Genomic DNA, 16,135 nt, shown 5'->3' on the forward strand with positions numbered 1-16,135 from the left:
AAGAGGGACGATCTTGCGGCGGCCCGGACAAATCCGGACCGCCGGCCACCACGCCGACGGCTCAGCCGATATTGCCGGCGCCGAAGGTGGTGTCGCCGAAGGTGGAGCGGCCCTCGAGCGCGCCGTATTGCAGGTAGTGCTGCATCGGGTCGAGCTTGGCCTTCGCCACATCGGCATAGGCGTCGAGATAGGCCGTCGAGTCGAAGCCCTTCGACGGGTCGCGGCCTTCCTTCCAGCCGTACTGGTCGTAGTGCATCAGCGGGTCGATCCCGGCCGCCTTCACGTCGCCATAGGCGTTCAGGTAGCCCTTGGTGTCGAACACCGCGTTGGGGTTGCGCCCCTCCTTCCAGCCATAGGTCTGGTAGTGCTGGTAGGCATAAACGGAGGAGTCGCCGCCCGCCGCGATGGCCGCGCGGGCCACGTCGGGGTTCGACAGGAGGTAGTACTCGGCGTCGAAGCCCGGATGCGCCGCCAGGTCGGCGGTCTTGCCGATCGCGTCGTAGATCTTGCGGCCCTCGCCCTGGCCGTATTCGATGTAATGCTTGAGCGGGTCGATCCCGGCGGCCTTCACGTCGGGGTTGCGGGCGAGGTACAGCTCGTTGTCGAAGGCGGCGGAGGGGTCGCGGCCCTCCTTCCAGCCGGTGGCATCGTACTGATCGAGCGGGTTCTGGCCCGCGGCGCGGACGGTCGGGTTGGCGGCGAGGTAACCGGTGGTGGAGAACAGCGCGTTGGGGTCGCGGCCCTCCTTCCAGCCATAGGCGGCGTAGTGGGTGTCGGCGTCCTGGCCGGCGGCGAGCACGTCCTTGTTGGTGGCGAGGTAGAACAGGTCGTCGACGAGGGGTGAGCCGTCGGCGACGACCACCGTGGCGTCGGTGAACTGGTAGCGCTCGAAGCCGGTGACCCGGTCCTGGCCCTCCGGCCCGACGATCAGCGTGTAGGCGCCGTCGCGGGTGACGGTGGTGTCGGCGAGCCGCGAGTTGAACACCAGGGTGTCGGTGCCGGTCGCACCGCCGGGCGAGCGGCCGCCGAGCAGGATGTCGTTGCCGGCAGAGTTGACGATCGTGTCGTCGCCGGCGCCGCCGGTGATGATGTCGTCGAAGGCCGTCCCGGTCAGCGTATCGTTGCCGTCGGTGCCGGTGCGATTGATCCCGCGGGCGAGAACCGTGTCGCTGCGGGCGGCGAGGTTCTGGATTCGGGTGTCGCCGGCGGGCGTGGTGTCGGCGGTGCCGTAGGGCGTCGAGGCGTAGAAGGCGCGCAGGTATTCGGCCATCGCGTCCTGCTCGGTGCCCTGCGCCGCGAAGGTCGCGGTGTTGGGCAGCGCGGCGCCGGGCATGGCGGAGGCGAGCGCCACCTTGTTCTCGCCATAGGCCGGGAAGGGATAGTTGTCGCCGCCGAGGCCCGGCGCGGTGGAGGTGCCGGTCGCCAGGAAGTCGAGGGTGACGGTGCGGATGCCGCGGTTCGGGTCGCCGACGAGCTGGCCGTTCTGCACCAGGGTGTCGGTGATCCGGCCGTTCTCGTCGACGATCGCGGCGTTGAGGACCCGCTGGCCCTCGCGGGTGACGGTGCCGTTGGCGTCGAGGGTCTGGGCGGTCTTGCTGGCGTCGAAGGAGAAGCTCAAGCCGCCGATCTGCGGGAACTGCCCGGGCGTCGCGCCCGCGGCGGTGGCCGAGACCGCGTGTTCCAGGATCCGCTTCATCTCCAGCGCCGAGACCGTGGTGACGGCGAGCGCGTTGTTGAAGCGCAGAGAGTTGGTGACGTCGAGCTGCGAGATATCGCCCGATTGCTTGCCGGCGGAGGGGTTCGCCGCCGGGGGAAGCTCGGCGGTGCCGCCGCCCGCGGTCGAGAACGAGCCGATCGAGTCGCGGATGCCGCCGCCGTTCTTGATCGAGACCGCGACCGTGGAATCGTACTGCTTGGCGTACCAGAGATTGGCGTCGGCGGAGAGGTCGCCGAGGTTGGTCTCCTCGGTGCGGACCTCGCCGCGGCGCCCCTCGAGGTAGACGTTGGTGCGGCCGAGGATGTTGCCGTCCTGCTGGCGGATGATGTCGGCGACGCCGGCGGTCTCCTGGATGCCGTCGTTGTTGACGTCGAGGCCCTCGATCATTTCCCTGACGAGGTAGCCCTTGGTGCCCGGCGCGAAGGCCGCGTCCTTCGAGCCCCAGAGCTGCGCCACGCTGGTGTCGTCGACCGCGACCGCACCCGAATTCTGCGGCGTGATCGAGTCGCGGATGATGGTGCCCTGGTCGTCGAAGGTGACGGTCAGGCGGCCGACATAGGAATATTCGGAGGCGGTGTTGACCAGCGCCAGGGTCTGGCCCGAGGCGTTGGTGAAGAATTGCGGGTAGGCGCCGCCCGAGACGTCGCCCGGCAGCAGCCGGTCGTTGGAGTCGGAGAGCAGGGTGTGCGAGCCGCCGCCGATCAGCACGTCGACGTTGCGCAGGAGCGGGGCCAGCGCCTGCTCGTTCGACAGCTGCTGCAGGTGGGTGCCGACGATGACCTTGTTGAGGCCCGGGTTGGCGGCGAGCACCCGGTCGACCTCGGCGTTGATCTGCTGGGCCAGCAGCGCGATCTCGTCACGGCCGGTGAAGCCGTCGAGCGTCACGTTGCCGAGCGTGGTCAGCAGCGGCTCGAGCTGGGTGGTGGCGCCGATGAAGGCGATCTTCTCGCCGTTCTCGGTGATGACCACCGACTTGGCGATCTTGTCGGCACCGGTGCCGGTCTGGGTCGAGGTCGGGCCGGTCTCGGCGAAGGTGGCGACGTCGCCGTCCTTGTGGACGAGGCCCGAGAGCGCCGATTCCCGCGAAAAATTCAGGTTGGTCGAGAGGTAGGGGAATTGCGACCCGACCCAGGTGTCGTCGGCCGCGCCCGCCGCCGTGCCGAGATTGGCGCCGATGATGTTGGCGACTTCCGTGGGGCCGGAATCGAATTCGTGGTTGCCGAACACCGCGGCCTGGACGCCGATGATGTTCTGGATCGTGATGTCGGCCCGGCCCGGCGAGGCGGTGAGCTTGCCGTAGGCGTTGGCGCCCGAGAGCCCGTAATATTGGTTGTAGATGCCGTTATAGGTCGCGTTCAGCTGCGGGTCGGCGCCCGCGATGAAGAACGGGCTCGGGATCCAGCCGTCGCCGGTCGAGAGGGTGATCGAGTTCGGGGTCGCGTCTTCGAGCTTGTCGACGATCGCCGCGAAGTTCGGCGCGCGCTGGGTCGCCAGGAGACCGGCCTCCCAGTCCGAGGCGTGCAGGATCTGGAGCGTGTAGGTCATCGGGGCGGCCTGCTGGGTGGTGAAGTCGAGCTGGTCCTGCGCGAGGCCCGCGAAGGCGTTGCGGGACATGTCGGCGAAAGCGCCGGGGGCGACGTAAACGCGATAGGCCGTGCCCGCCTTGAGATCGGCGGTCGGATTGATCGTCACGGTGTCGCCGTTGATGGTGACCTGGGAAGTGTCTGCGGCTGCGATGGTGCGGGTGTCGCCCGCCCCGTCGGAGATGACGATGACGCTGTTCCCTTCGCCGGCCTTTACCGCCTCGCTGAAGCGTAAGGTGATGTTGGCGTCGGTCGCGACCCGGGTGGCATTGTCGGCCGGGCTCGCCGAGACGAGCGTCGGGGCGACGTGATCGAGCCTGAGGCCGACGAGGATCGGGTCGTGGTCGGATTCGCGCGCGGCGACCTGTCCGTCGAAGTACGAGGCAGGCCGGTTGAAATCGAGATTGTAGTCGATCGCGTCTGCCTCGTCGGCATTGACATGCCACTCGGTCACGCCGGTGACCTGCCGATCGAGACTGTCGTTGCCGAAAGCGTGGTCGAGGGCGCCGTAGGCCCCGTCGAAGACGTAGGAATATGGGTTGGCGAGGCGATACTCGGCGAGGTTGGAGAGATTCGCACCCTTGATGATGTCGAGCGCGTCCTCCTTGAAGTAGGCATTGAAGTCGCCGAGCAGGAGCACGTCGGGATCCTGCGTGCCGGTCGGCCTCCTCCCCACCCACTCGGTCAGCGCCTGGGCGGCGAGCTCGCGCTGCTGCTGCCAGTTGCCCTGACCGTCGCCCTGGTCGGCATCGGCCCCGGTGCCGGTGCCGCTCTTCGACTTCAGGTGGTTGATGACCGCGGTGAAGTCCTCACCCGTCGCAATCTCCCGGAACGTCACCGCCAGGGAGACGCGACTGGTATTCGCCCCGTTGAAGATGTGGCCGACCGTGCTCTGCTTCAGCAGGGCGGGATCGATCCGCGCCACGTCCGCGTCGTCGAGCGTCTCGATCGTGGTGTTGAGCGCGACGCCGACCTTAGCCGGCTTGTAGATGAAGCCGACCGCGATGGCATCGCCGCCGAGGAACTGGCCCTGGTCGAGCTGGTTGCCCGGGTTCACGTAGGCGTAGGTGCCGGCGCCGACCCGGGCGTTGAGCTGGCCGACGAGGTATTCCAGCGCGTTGCCCGGGTTGCCGGGCTGGAACTGGTTCTCCAGCTCGGTGAGGCCGAGCACGTCGGCCCCGGTACCGATCAGGGTCGTGACGAGCTTCTCAGTCTGGCGCGCCAGTTCCTCGCTCGAATTGGCGCCGCGCGGCTGCTGGCCGATCGCGGTGAGCGAGCTCGACGAGGTGTTGAGCGTCGTGAAGTAGTTGAGGACGTTGAGGCTGCCGACATTCAGCGTGCCGCCGACCGCGTCCGGCGCGCTCGGGCGCGGATTGGCCTTGGTGAAGCTGTTCGCGCCGTCCTCGATCGACCGGACCCGGAAGGCGTTGGTCGGGCCGAACCCGAGGGTACCGGTGAGCCCGGTCACCGTGTCGCCCATCCGGGGCGCGGTGGCGGTCGAGTAGATCGGACCGAAGCCGTCGAGATTCTCGACCGGCAGGTTCTGGCTGTTCGAACCGTCGTCGTAGGTGATCGAGCGGGCGGCGGTCTGGGCGAGGTAGGCGGCGTAGCCTTGCGCGTTCGGCTCGAACTCGTTGGTGAAGGTCTCGGGCCGCCCGCCCGCCGCGAGGCGGATCTCGTCGAAGCGGTCGAGGTTGAACTGCTCGGAGATCGTGAGGGTCTGGGGGAAGCGGACCAGCATCCCCTCGTAGCGTTCGAGGTCCGGCTGCGCCGTCGTGCCGGTGCCCACCACGCCCGCCGTCGGCAGGGTGACGTCGACCGCCTGCGCCTTGACCTCGGCGGCCGAGAGGGCTCCGGCCTGGACGACCTGGATGCCGGAGGCGGCGTTCACCGTGAGCTGCGTCTCGCCGTTGAATTCGGTGACCGTGCCGGTGACCCGGACCCGGTCGCCCTCGTGTACGTCGACGAGGCGGTTGCCGGTGCCCTCGTAGACGAACAGCCCTTCCGAGGTCAGGGGGTTGGCATCCTGATCGGCTTTCTCCTCCTGGAGGTAGAAGCCGCCGAGGTTGCGCTTCCCGTCCGCGTCGCCGTTCTGGAAGTCGCCGACGACGATCGCCTCGACCGTGACGGTCTGGCCGACGAGCGGGCTGGCGCTGCCGGCGCCCTGCACCGCCGAGATCAGGGTCACGTCGTCGTTGACGATGGTGCCGGTGGCGCTGGCGTTGCCGGCGCTCACGCGGGCGGTGATGCCGGCCTGGCTCGAACTGGCATTCAGGAGCGTGAGCGCGAAGGTCTCGCTCGGCTCCGGCGTCGCGTCGCCCTGGACGGCGACCGTGACGACCGTCGAGGCGGCACCCGCCGGGATCGTGCCGGTGACGGTGAGCGGCAGGGCCGGGCTGCCGGTGAAGTCGGCGGCGCTGGCCGGGTTGGCGCCGGTGCCGGAGAGCGCGGCGGTGAAGGCGACGGCGCCGAGCGTGCCGTTCGAGCGCTGGACCGTGAAGCTGAAGGTCGTGGTGCCGCTATCGCCCTCGGGCCGGCTGACGCTCAGCGAATCGGGCGCGAAGGAGATCTCCTGCGTCGCGCCCTGGGGCAGGGCGGCATAGAGCGTCGCACCGCCATTCGCCACCTCGTTGGCCGAGACCACGAGGTTCGTGCCGGTCGGGTTGCGGTCGGCGGGAATGAACGTGAGCACCTCCGGCCCGAGATCGGCGGCCGAACCGGCGAGCGGCGGCATGTAGGAGACGTAATTCGCGTTCGCCGGATCGGTCACGTCGTAGACCAGGATGCCGCTCTGGCGCTCCAGGCCGACGAAGGCGTAAATGCGCCCGTTCACCGTGCCGACGGTGATGCCCTCGGGCTCCGGCCCCTTGTTGTCGGAGCGGTCGTCGGGGGTGTTGGTGACGGTCTGGTCGTTGTTGAACCGCTCCGGCGCGATCTGGGCGAAGATTTTTTCGAACTCGCCGCCGGTCTCGCGCACCTTGGTGATGGTGCCGTCGGCATTCTGCCGGAAGATCGAGATGCCGCGGCCGCCCAGCGTGTTGAGCCGGTCGATCACCCCGTCGCCGTCGGTGTCGCCGGTACGCAGGAGCACGTTGAGCCGGGCATAGGCCGGATCGGATTTCAGCGCCTGGAGCGCCGGGGTGAGCCGGCTGTTCGGAACCGCGCTCAGCCGCGCGACGTCGTTGGCATCGTCGGCACCGCCGATGACCCGCTGGTCGCCCTCGTTGGCGGTGACGAAGTAGGTCGCGCCGCCAGTGGTGAACGACGCGATGCTGTCGGGCTGGAGCAGGCCGAGGATCGGCGTGCCGGCGGGCGTCGCGGCGATCCGGATCGAGGCGGTGCCGCCCGGCCCGTCGCGGTCGGAGGCGTCGAACTCGTTGCCGGGCAGCGAATGATCGACCGCGCCGAGCGGCTGGATCGCGATCGGCGCCGTGCCGGGATTGGTGAGGTCGATCACCGCGACACCGTTCACCTCCTGGAGGGTGACGTAGGCGAAGCGGTTGTCGGGCGAGATCGCGATGTATTCGGGCTCGATGTCGGCGGACGCGGCCTTGCCGGGCGTGATCGCGAGGCCGCGGGCGCGCAAGGTCGCCTCGGCGCCGTCGAGCCCGGTGAACCCGACGGTCGTGGCGACCGAGGCACTGGCCGCGCCGCCCGAGACGTCGATGATCGAGACGCCCCCGACCGGGTTGCTGGCGGCGCTCGCCTGCTCGCCCTCGTTGGCGACGAGGAGGCGGGTGCCGTCGCGGGTGAACACCAGCTGGTCGGGACCGACCCCGACGGTGAGCGAGCGCAGCAGCGTGCCGTCGGCGTTGAACAGCGCGACGCGGCCCGGCGCGTCCCCGGTCGCATTGGCGTAGGCCACCGCCACGAGGCCGTTGAAGACCGCGACCGAGTTCACCGCGCCGTATTGCTCGAGGCCAGAGAGCAGGATCTCGCCGGTCTTGGCGAGGGAGCCGGCGGCGTCGAGCGCCACGATCTCGATGCGGTTCTCGTTGGTGTTCTGGACGTAGAGCCGGCTGGTGGTCGCATCGTAGGCCACCACCTCGGCGTTCGGCGCGACCGTCGTCGCCGGATCGTTGGTGGTGGCGTAGGCGCCGAGCCGCACGAGCTGGAGCGCGTTGGTGGCGCTCGGCGGGGTCGTGGCGGTCGCGCCCGACAGGCCCTGGAGCGAGGGCGCGGCGTCGTAGATCGCCGTGCCGCCGATCCGGGTGCCGGTATCGTCGTTGAGGATCGTTCCGGTGCCCTGGCCCTTCGCCACCGTGGCGCCCGAGACGTTCGCGACGCTCACCGTGAAGGTTTCCGTCGGCTCGACCACCGTGTCGCCGGTGATGTCGACCGCGAAGGTCGCGCGGGTCTCGCCGGCCGCGATGGTCTGGCGGGTGAGGCTGCGGGCGGTGTAGTCGCTGCCGGCCGTGGCCGTGCCGTCGGCGGTGGCGATGTCGAAGGTCACGCCGCCGGCGGGCGCCGCCGCGCTGAGCGACACCGTGAAGGTGAGCTGCTTGGTGCCTGCATCGCCCTCGCTCGCCTGGACGTCGTCGATCGACAGGGTCGGCAGGGATTGCGCCGCGGTCACCGTGAAGGGAGCGTAGGCGGCGTCGCCGACCCGGGTGGTGGTGTTCTGGGTCCAGGACGAGGTCGTGCCGATGGAGGCCAGGATCTGGTCGCGGGTGCCCGAGGTCGGGCCGGCATAGCGACCGTTGGCGGAGGGGAGCGCAACGGCGCTCTGGCCCAGCGTCAGGCCCGGCGGCAGGGCCGAGGTGCCGGCGCTGGTGGCGTTGCCGGCAAACGTGGTGCCGCCATCGGCGAAGTTGATCGCGTACAGGAAGGTCGGGCTCGCGGCCGCGCCCTGATAGGCCAGGATCTGGTCGCCCGAGGCGTTGAGCGCGAAGTTCTGCGCCGTGAAGACCGGCGAGTTGGTGCCGCCGGCGGCGCTGTCGGTGGTCGGGCGGATCACCGTGCCGGCGGCGAGCGCCGAGGGCGCCGTGTAGGTGTAGGTGCCCTCGCCGGTGCGGAAGGCGCCGGTGCTGGAGCTCCAGCCGTTATCGGTGAAGCTGATGGCCGTTCCGGCCTCGACGTCGCGCAACACCACGAAGGCGAAATCGTCCGGGTTGGTGGCGTCGTAGCCGACGATGGCGATGTCGCCGGCGGCAAGCGTCGTGGCCATGGATTCCAGTGTCTCCGGGCGCGCACGAGGAGCGGCGGCGCCCGAGGCGGCACCACCCGTCAGCGCGAGGCTGTTAGGGCTTATCGGGGAGGGAAAGCGCGCAAGCGGCACCGGGCTCGCGGCGAACGTTCGACGTATCGGACCGGTCGGCGAGGCTGCCTTGTTACAGCATGTTTCGGACTGTGTTCGTTCTGTATGAGTGTTTTGCGACAGTGCTGTGAAGGTTGCCGGGCCGTGAAGGCCAGCCTGTCGCCTCTCCGCGGCGACGGGCGATGGTCGTATCGTTTCCCGGCAAACTATCTTTTCGACGATCCGTCGTTCGCGACGGCAACGCGGCACGAAAAAGCCCCGCCGTCGATCTCTCGACGACGGGGCGCGATCGCCTTGGAGCATTTTCCGACGAAATGGATGCCGTTTCGTCGTAGACAATGCCGCAAAATCAAGAATCTAGAGATCGTCGCGATTGCAAAGCGGTCGTGAAGCGCCCTAGAAAAGCCGGCCGGAGGGTTCTACTGCGTCCCGCCCTTGGCTTCCTTCTGGAATTCCTCGATCACGTCCTTGCCGACGCGCTTCGCCATGTCGGCGGTGACCGGCTCCAGGGCCGCCTTCCACGCCGCCTTCTCGTCGGGAGTGAGTTCGATGAAGGTAGTCCGACCGGACTTCTTCATCTCGTCGAGGGCGTCGGCATTGTCCTTGTCGGCGACCTGGTTGGCGTAGGCGGTCGCCTCCGTCATCGCCTTGTCGAGCTCGGTCCGGATCTCGGACGGCAGCCCGTCCCAGAACTTCTTGTTGGTGATCACTGCGTAGCCGATATAGCCGTGATCGGACAGCGTGATGTATTTCTGCACCTCGTGGTGCTTCTGGGTGAACATGTTCGAAGGCGTGTTCTCCGAGCCGTCGACCACGCCGGTCTGCATGCCTTGGTAGACCTCCGAGAAGGCCATCACCTGCGGGATCGCACCGAGCGCGCGGAACTGCGCCTCCAGCACCTTCGAGGACTGGATCCGCATCTTCAGGCCGCGGAAATCCGCCGGCATCCGCAGCGGCTTGTTGGCGCTCATCACCTTGAAGCCGTTGTCCCAATAGGCGAGCCCGGTGATGCCCTTCGATTGCAGCTTGTCGAACAGGCGCTTGCCGAGCGCCCCGTCGGTGACCCGGCGCAGGGCCGCCTTGTCGGGCAGGATGTAGGGCAGGTCGAAGACCTCGAACTCCTTGGCGCCGAGCGGCCCGAACTTCGCCAGCGACGGCGCCAGCATCTGCACCGCACCGAGCTGCAGCGCCTCGACCTCCTCCTTGTCCTTGAACAGCTGGGAGTTCGGGTAGACCTCGACCTTGACCTTGCCGTTGGTGTACTTCTCCGCCAGTTCCTTGAACTTGTCGGCGCCGCGGCCCTTCGGCGTGTCCGGCGCGACGACGTGGCTGAACTTGATCACGACCGGCGCCTGCGCCAGGGCCGCTCCCGACAGGAGCAGCAGGGCGGTGCCGGCCGCGAAAGCACGGCGGGTCAGTGTCGGCATGGCGTTTCCTCGTCGTTGTCTGGTTTGTTGCGAAGCTGACAGTTCGGACCCGGCGGCGCAATGCGCCGATCGCCTAACCCTCACCCCTCAGTCTCCGCCTCCATGTGGACGGCACCCCCGACCGCGGTCCAGCCGCGAAATCCCTCGCCCTCGCGCCGTCCCGCCACCGCGAAGCGCGATCCGGCGATCATCGGCGCGACGCCGCGATAGCGGAACCGGGCCGGCACCCGGCCGAGGCGCATGGCCGCGAGGTTGAGGAGCAGGCTCGCCTGCATCGGCCCGTGCACGACGAGGCCGGCATAGCCCTCGACCTGCGTCGCGTAGGGATGATCGTAGTGGAAGCGGTGGCCGTTGAAGGTCATCGCCGAGTAGCGGAACAGCAGCACGGAATCGGCCTCGACCGACCACCCGGCCTCGTCCGCGGCGGGGACGAGCTTTGCCGGCGGGGCGCCATCGCCCGGCCGGCTCGCCTCGCGGTAGACGATGTCCTGCCGGTCGCGGATCGCCAGACCCCGCTCCGTCTCGTAATCGTGCCGCACGGTGACGAAGCAGAGCGTGCCGGTGCGCCCGACCTTCACCGCCACGTCCGCCACGGTCTCGCGCCGCACCACCCGGTCGCCGATGCGCAAGGGGGCCAGGGTCTCGACCTCGCCGCCGGCCCACATCCGCCGCGGCAGCGGCACCGGCGGCAGGAACCCGCCCTTCGCCGCGTGGCCGTCCGGCCCGAGCGCGTCGGCGGCCGGGGTCTCGGGGCCGAGGCACCAATGGAGCGCGAGCGGCGCCTCGCCCTCCCGCACCGACGCGAGGTGGGGCGCCAGCGTCGCCCGGTACTCGGCCACGAGGCGCGGGGTCACGATATCCTCGACCTCCCGGGTGCGGCCGATCCAGCCGCGCAAATGGTCGATGTCGATCTCGGGCATCAGGCTATCCCCCGTTCGCCGCCGGCCTCGTACCGGGCCGTGACAGCCTATATCGGCCTCTCTTCGCGCCTGCACACCTTCGCGTCTGCACACCTGCCGCCTGGACCGCGCCCCGGCCCGGTGCTTAACTCCCTGTCAACAAAGATGAAGGTGGGAGACGCCCCGTGGCTGCGCAGCACAGGTGCATCGCGATCGTCGGTCCGTTCCAGAGCGGCAAGACCGCCCTGCTCGAGGCCATCCTCCATCGCACCGGCGCGATCGACCGGCCCGGGCGCGCCGGCTCCCGGGTCGGCGACACCTCGCCCGAGGCGCGGGCGCACGGGATGAGCGTCGAGCCCGCCTTCGCCACGGCGCGCTTCCTGGGCGAGGCCTTCACCTTCGTCGATTGCCCCGGCTCGATCGAGTTCGCGCACGACCTGCGGGCCGTGCTGCCGGCATGCGACGCGGCGATCGTGGTCTGCGAGGCCGACGAGCGCAAGCTGCCGGCCCTGGAACTCACCCTGCGCGAGCTGGAGGCCGCCGGCATCCCGCGCCTCCTCTTCATCAACAAGGCCGAGACCGCGCCGGGCAGCTTGCGCGATGCGCTGGCGCTGCTGCAGCCCGCCTCGCGGGTGCCGCTCCTGATGCGCCAGATCCCCCTGATGGAGGGCGAGGCGGCGGTGGGCTTCATCGATCTCGCGCTGGAGCGCGCCTTCATCTGGCGCGAGCAGGCCCCGAGCGAGGTGGTGGCCCTGCCCGACGGCGAGCTGCCGCGGGAGAAGGCCGAGCGCTACACCATGCTGGAGCGCCTGGCCGACCACGACGACGCGCTGATGGAGGACCTGATCGCCGAGGTCGAGCCGCAGGCCGACCGGGTCTTCGCCGATCTCGCCGGCGAGTTGCGCCGGGGCCAGGCGGTCTCGGTACTGTTCGGCTCGGCCGAGCACGGCCACGGCGTCACCCGCCTCCTGAAGGCGCTGCGGCACGAGGCGCCCGGTCTCCCCGAGACCCGCGCCCGCCTCGGCGTGACGGAGGAGGGGGCGCCGCTGGTCCAGGTGATAAAGACCCTGCATACCGGTTTCGGCGGCAAGCTCTCGGTCGGCCGGGTGCTGCGCGGCGCTCTCCGCGAGGGTGAGGCGGTGACGGGATCGGGCGGCGGCACCGCCCGGGTGGCGGGCCTGACCCAGCTCGCAGGCGCCTCCGGCCACCGGGTGCCGGAGGTGCAGGCGGGCGAGGTCGCAGGGCTCGCCAAGCTCGATTGCGTCGCCACCGCCGAGACCCTGACGACCGGATCGGAGACGCCCGACGCCCTGGCGCAGCTGCCGGCGCCGGACCCGGTCCATGCCCTGGCGCTGCGGGTCCGCGACCGCAAGGACGACGTGCGGCTCTCGGCGGCGCTGACCAAGCTCGCCGAGGAGGACCCGTCGCTGATCGTCGAGCACCGGGCCGAGCTCGGCGACCTGCGCCTGTCGGGCCAGGGCGAGATGCACCTGCGGGTGGCGGTGGAGCGGCTCGCCTCGCGCTTCGGCATCGGGGTCGAGACCGAGCCGGCGCGGGTCGCCTATCGCGAGACGATCCGGGGGCCCGCCGAGGCGCGGGCGCGGCACAAGAAGCAGACCGGCGGCCACGGCCAGTTCGCCGACGTGGCGCTCGCGGTGCGGCCGCTGCCCCGAGGCGAGGGTTTTGTCTTCGAGGACGAGGTGGTGGGCGGCGCGGTGCCGCGCCAGTACATCGCCTCGGTCGAGGCCGGGGCCCGGGCCTTCACCGCGAAGGGGCCGCTCGGCTTCCCGGTGGTCGACCTCGCGGTGACCCTCAAGGACGGCGCCGCCCACGCGGTCGATTCGTCGGATGCCGCCTTCCAGGCCGCGACGCGCCTGGGGCTGGAGGAGGCTTTGGCCAAGGCCGGACCGGTGCTGCTGGAACCGGTCCTGGCGGTGTCGATGGCGGTGCCGAGCGGCGCCACCGCCAAGGCCACCGGCCTCGTCACCGCCCGCCGCGGCCAGATCCTCGGCTTCGACGCGCGCCCCGGCTGGTCGGGCTGGGACGTCGTCGAAGCCCTGATCCCGGAGGCCGAGATGACCGACCTGATCGTCGAGCTGCGCTCGGCCACCGCCGGGGTCGGCACCTTCACCACCCGCTTCGACCACCGCGCCGAGCTGACGGGCCGTGCCGCCGAGGCGGTGCTGGCGCGCCAGCCGGTGCGCAGGGCGGGGTAAGGAGCCCGGTTACGCGGCCCGGTCGTGGCGGCCTTCCTGGACCTCCTCGATGATCTTGGCCGAGAAGGCGTCGAGGTCGCCCGGGTTGCGGCTGGTCACGATGCCCTTGTCGGTGACTACGGGCAGGTCGTGCCACTCGGCGCCGGCATTGACCACGTCGGTCTTGATCGAGGCGTAGGACGTCATCTTGCGGCCCTTGGCGGCGCCGACCTCGACCAGCAGCCAGGGCGCGTGGCAGATCGCGGCGACGACCTTGCCGCTCGACAGGAAGCTGCGCAGGATCTCCAGGGCCTTCGGCTCGAGGCGCAGCTTGTCCGGATTGATCTGGCCGCCGGGGAGCACCAGGGCGTCGTAGGCCGACGCGTCGACGCTCTCGAGATCGGCATCCACGGTCACCGGGCGGCCCCAGTCGGTCTTGTCCCAGCCGCGGATGCTGTCCGGATTCTGGCGCGATTTCGGGGCGGCCACCGTGACCTGCGCGCCGGCCTCCGCGAGCTTGGCCTTCGGCACTTCGAGCTCGGATTGCTCGAAGCCGTCGGTCGCCATGATGAGGATCTTGGCCTGGGTGATGCTCGGCATCGGATCGTACTCCAAGGGTGATTGTGCCCTGGCAACGACCCCGGATCAGGCCGGTTCCGGCGCCCTGCCGCGACGGAACCGCTTCCGGCCGGGCGGTTTAAACCCTCATACCCCCCGACCCGAACAGGAGGCACGACCATGGCCAATCCCGGTCTCCCCGGCCACGAGCCGACCCCCGGCGGCGGCATCCCGGGCGACATCCCGCCGCCGGTCGGTCCCGACGACCTGCCGGATACCGGCCCGACCGGGCCGCGCTCGCCCTATCCGGTCAACGACCCGGGCATCACCGACCCGACCGGGCCCGGCTCCGAGCCGGACTACCTGCCGGGCGGCCCGACCAATCCGGGCACGCGGTTCTGAAAAAACGAAGGGCGCCCCGCGGGGCGCCCTTTTCGCGTCGATCGAGGTTCGGGTCGGTCAGTGCCCGCCATGCGAGCTGCGCACGTCGCGCGGGGCGTTCAGGATCTCGTTGAGGGAGGTGGCGACGTGCCGCGCCTCCTCGTCGGTGAGGCGGAGCTGGAACGGCGGCAGGCCGCCGGCCTGGAGCGCCACCACCGCCTGGCCCTGCTCGTCGGTCCCCACCTCGATCGCCGGCGAGGTCACGTCCAGCAACGCCGCCTCCTCGTCGCCGAGATCGTCCGCCTCGGCCTCGTCCGGCTCGTGCATGACCGTGAGGAGCTGGCCCACCGCGCGCACGAGGGCGCGGGCCGCGCTCGCATCCATGATGACCGCGGTGGCCTGGTCGTCCTTCTGGAACGAGAGCTGGATGTTGGAACCTTCGAGGGAAACCGAGATACCCGCCATGGAGCGTCCGACACTGTACGATGTCGTCCGTATATGGGAGCAATCCCCCGGACGCGACAGGGAATTCCACGCAGAGCCGGGCTGCGCGGCCCGAAACGCCTCGGGCCCCGTCCGCGTTGATCCTTCACATGGTCGCCCGCGAACGAGGGGCAGGAACGAGAGGGACGACGCCATGGCCGCGCATAAGACCACCCACAAGACGACCGATGCACAGAAGAGTACGATCGCCCGGGTGATGCACGAGTTCAAGGAAGGCGAACTGGAGCGGCGCGACGGCGAGCCGGTGACCGACCGGAGCCAGGCCATCGCCATCGCGTTGCGCGAGGCCGGCGCCTCGAACCAGGAGAGCCCCGCCGACAACCGGGCGAATTTCCGCCGCACCCGGTCCAAGGAGCGCGACACGCGGTCCCAGGCGACCCGCGCCGCCCTCTACGACGAGGCGAAAAACCGCGACATCAAGGGCCGCTCGCGCATGAGCCGGGACGAACTGGAGAAGGCCCTCAACCGTTGAGCGCGCTCACGAGAGGGACCACCCCATGAGTTCGAAGCAGCCGAAGACCACGACGCCGACCGATGCCGACCTGAAGGGAAATCCCGGCATCGGCACCTCCAAGGGCATGACGATGTCCGGCGGCGATCCCGAGGATCTCGCGGGCGCCAATACCGACGAGGGCGATGTGGCGAACGACACCACGCCGCAAGGCGGGGTCGACCCCAACCAGCGCGGGCGCAGCCATCCCTGACCACACCCCCTGACCGCATGCCGCGCACCGATTGGGAGACCCTGCCTTGTTCCGGACAGACTGGGCTCCTAAATAGGGATCAGCGGCAACGGGCGGGTGGCTCCGGGCGATCGAGCCCCGCATGGGCTCCCTGAGCCTCGCGAAGACGAGACACCTCCCGAAATACTTGGCGCCGTCGCGCCGCGTTGCCCTCGCTCTTGAGGGTGGCCCGCTGCGACTTCTAACGAGACGAGGACGACCGCGTGAATACTGGTACTGTCAAGTGGTTCAACGACCAGAAGGGCTTCGGCTTCATCCAGCCGGATGATGGCGGCAAGGACGTTTTCGTCCACATCTCCGCAGTGGAGCGGGCTGGCCTGCGCGGCCTCGTCGAGGGCCAGAAGGTCTCCTACGAGCTGCAGGCCGATCGGCGCGACAGCAACAAGATGTCGGCCGTGAACCTGCAGGTCGCCTAAAGGCGTCCTTTCGGCCCGGGTTTACGGAGCCTTAACGATAATCCCGTTAAGGTTACGGAACCTCGGCCGTACTGGAGCGTTTCGAGCCCCCGGGCTCACCACTTGCTCCGCTGGCGGCCCCATGGCCGCCTGCCACTCACAGTCGCTCCCCCGGGGAGCGCCGCAAAGATAGAAGAAAAGACATCATGTTGTTCGAATTTACCCGGCGCGACGGCGCGCCTTCCGTGTTCAACGGCTCTACCTTTCATGTCGACCAGATCAGCCGTTTCGGCGAGGGCAAGAGCCCGATCGACGTCAGCCACCTGATCGACAAGAGCTACGGCTATCATTCCTCCCGCGAGCTGCGCTGGCATCTCGCCGAGCGCTTCGGCCTGACGCCGAACGCCGTGGCCGTGCGCGAAGCCCACTAAAGGCTCGCCGGTCAGTCAAAAGACCGCCGTCACCGTACGAGGCGG

General features: G+C 69.5%; 12 protein-coding genes. 7 read left to right on the forward strand and 5 right to left on the reverse strand.

The features are described from left to right. Positions 1-61: 61 nt before the first annotated feature. On the reverse strand, positions 62-8,467 hold the full coding sequence (locus HBB12_RS22655) for an ExeM/NucH family extracellular endonuclease (protein WP_236991419.1): 8,406 nt from the start codon (positions 8,465-8,467) through the stop codon (positions 62-64). Between the two features lie 234 nt (positions 8,468-8,701). On the opposite strand from HBB12_RS22655, the gene HBB12_RS22660 reads away from it, so the two are divergent. Further along, positions 8,702-8,947: a hypothetical protein gene (locus HBB12_RS22660; RefSeq protein ID WP_236991420.1), complete on the forward strand. Its 246-nt coding sequence runs from the start codon at positions 8,702-8,704 to the stop codon at positions 8,945-8,947. A 29-nt stretch (positions 8,948-8,976) separates the two neighbouring features. On the opposite strand, the gene HBB12_RS22665 is transcribed toward HBB12_RS22660, so the two are convergent. Together HBB12_RS22665 and HBB12_RS22670 are read right to left on the reverse strand one after the other, a co-directional pair. After that, complete coding sequence (locus tag HBB12_RS22665) at positions 8,977-9,984, reverse strand: TRAP transporter substrate-binding protein (RefSeq protein WP_236991421.1); 1,008 nt, start codon at positions 9,982-9,984, stop codon at positions 8,977-8,979. An 80-nt stretch (positions 9,985-10,064) separates the two neighbouring features. Next, positions 10,065-10,904, reverse strand: a complete 840-nt coding sequence (locus HBB12_RS22670; protein ID WP_236991422.1) for an HTD2 family dehydratase — start codon at positions 10,902-10,904, stop codon at positions 10,065-10,067. Positions 10,905-11,068: 164 nt separating this feature from the next. Between HBB12_RS22670 and HBB12_RS22675 the strand changes: the two genes are divergently transcribed. Continuing rightward, positions 11,069-13,099, forward strand: coding sequence for an elongation factor G (locus tag HBB12_RS22675; protein WP_236991423.1), 2,031 nt, complete (start codon positions 11,069-11,071; stop codon positions 13,097-13,099). A gap of 9 nt (positions 13,100-13,108) precedes the next feature. Here the strand turns inward: HBB12_RS22675 and HBB12_RS22680 are convergent, their stop codons facing one another. Next, positions 13,109-13,678, reverse strand: a complete 570-nt coding sequence (locus HBB12_RS22680) for a type 1 glutamine amidotransferase domain-containing protein (protein WP_236991424.1) — start codon at positions 13,676-13,678, stop codon at positions 13,109-13,111. 138 nt (positions 13,679-13,816) lie between these two features. Between HBB12_RS22680 and HBB12_RS22685 the strand changes: the two genes are divergently transcribed. Continuing rightward, a complete protein-coding gene (locus HBB12_RS22685; protein ID WP_236991425.1) occupies positions 13,817-14,038 on the forward strand; it encodes a hypothetical protein in 222 nt (73 codons plus the stop codon). 57 nt (positions 14,039-14,095) lie between these two features. Here HBB12_RS22685 and HBB12_RS22690 read toward each other — a convergent pair whose 3' ends face one another. Continuing rightward, positions 14,096-14,482, reverse strand: coding sequence for a hypothetical protein (locus HBB12_RS22690; RefSeq protein WP_236991426.1), 387 nt, complete (start codon positions 14,480-14,482; stop codon positions 14,096-14,098). A 172-nt stretch (positions 14,483-14,654) separates the two neighbouring features. Here HBB12_RS22690 and HBB12_RS22695 point away from each other — a divergent pair, with 172 nt between their 5' ends. The 4 genes from HBB12_RS22695 (at position 14,655) to HBB12_RS22710 (ending at position 16,090) form a co-directional block, all read left to right on the forward strand. Further along, positions 14,655-14,993 carry a DUF6496 domain-containing protein gene (locus HBB12_RS22695; protein ID WP_236991427.1) on the forward strand — a complete coding sequence of 113 codons (339 nt, stop codon included), beginning with the start codon at positions 14,655-14,657 and terminating at the stop codon, positions 14,991-14,993. Positions 14,994-15,018: 25 nt separating this feature from the next. Next, positions 15,019-15,225 (forward strand): hypothetical protein, encoded by a 207-nt coding sequence (locus HBB12_RS22700; protein WP_236991428.1) that lies wholly within the window; start codon positions 15,019-15,021, stop codon positions 15,223-15,225. Between the two features lie 242 nt (positions 15,226-15,467). Then, complete coding sequence (locus HBB12_RS22705; protein ID WP_236991429.1) at positions 15,468-15,680, forward strand: cold-shock protein; 213 nt, start codon at positions 15,468-15,470, stop codon at positions 15,678-15,680. A 185-nt stretch (positions 15,681-15,865) separates the two neighbouring features. Next, positions 15,866-16,090: an AsnC family transcriptional regulator gene (locus tag HBB12_RS22710; RefSeq protein ID WP_236991430.1), complete on the forward strand. Its 225-nt coding sequence runs from the start codon at positions 15,866-15,868 to the stop codon at positions 16,088-16,090. The last annotated feature ends 45 nt before the right edge of the window (positions 16,091-16,135 follow it).

The sequence above is a fragment of the Methylobacterium sp. SyP6R genome (assembly GCF_019216885.1).
Classification (GTDB): Bacteria; Pseudomonadota; Alphaproteobacteria; order Rhizobiales; family Beijerinckiaceae; genus Methylobacterium.

Excerpts from the sequence above, each read along its gene's own strand:
- HBB12_RS22680 (WP_236991424.1), bottom strand. The coding sequence starts at position 13,678 with ATGCCGAGCATCACCCAGGCCAAGATCCTCATCATGGCGACCGACGGC.
- HBB12_RS22655 (WP_236991419.1), bottom strand. The coding sequence starts at position 8,467 with ATGGCCACGACGCTTGCCGCCGGCGACATCGCCATCGTCGGCTACGAC.
- HBB12_RS22710 (WP_236991430.1), top strand. The coding sequence starts at position 15,866 with ATGTTGTTCGAATTTACCCGGCGCGACGGCGCGCCTTCCGTGTTCAAC.
- HBB12_RS22690 (WP_236991426.1), bottom strand. The coding sequence starts at position 14,482 with ATGGCGGGTATCTCGGTTTCCCTCGAAGGTTCCAACATCCAGCTCTCG.
- HBB12_RS22695 (WP_236991427.1), top strand. The coding sequence starts at position 14,655 with ATGGCCGCGCATAAGACCACCCACAAGACGACCGATGCACAGAAGAGT.
- HBB12_RS22670 (WP_236991422.1), bottom strand. The coding sequence starts at position 10,904 with ATGCCCGAGATCGACATCGACCATTTGCGCGGCTGGATCGGCCGCACC.
- HBB12_RS22700 (WP_236991428.1), top strand. The coding sequence starts at position 15,019 with ATGAGTTCGAAGCAGCCGAAGACCACGACGCCGACCGATGCCGACCTG.
- HBB12_RS22685 (WP_236991425.1), top strand. The coding sequence starts at position 13,817 with ATGGCCAATCCCGGTCTCCCCGGCCACGAGCCGACCCCCGGCGGCGGC.
- HBB12_RS22665 (WP_236991421.1), bottom strand. The coding sequence starts at position 9,984 with ATGCCGACACTGACCCGCCGTGCTTTCGCGGCCGGCACCGCCCTGCTG.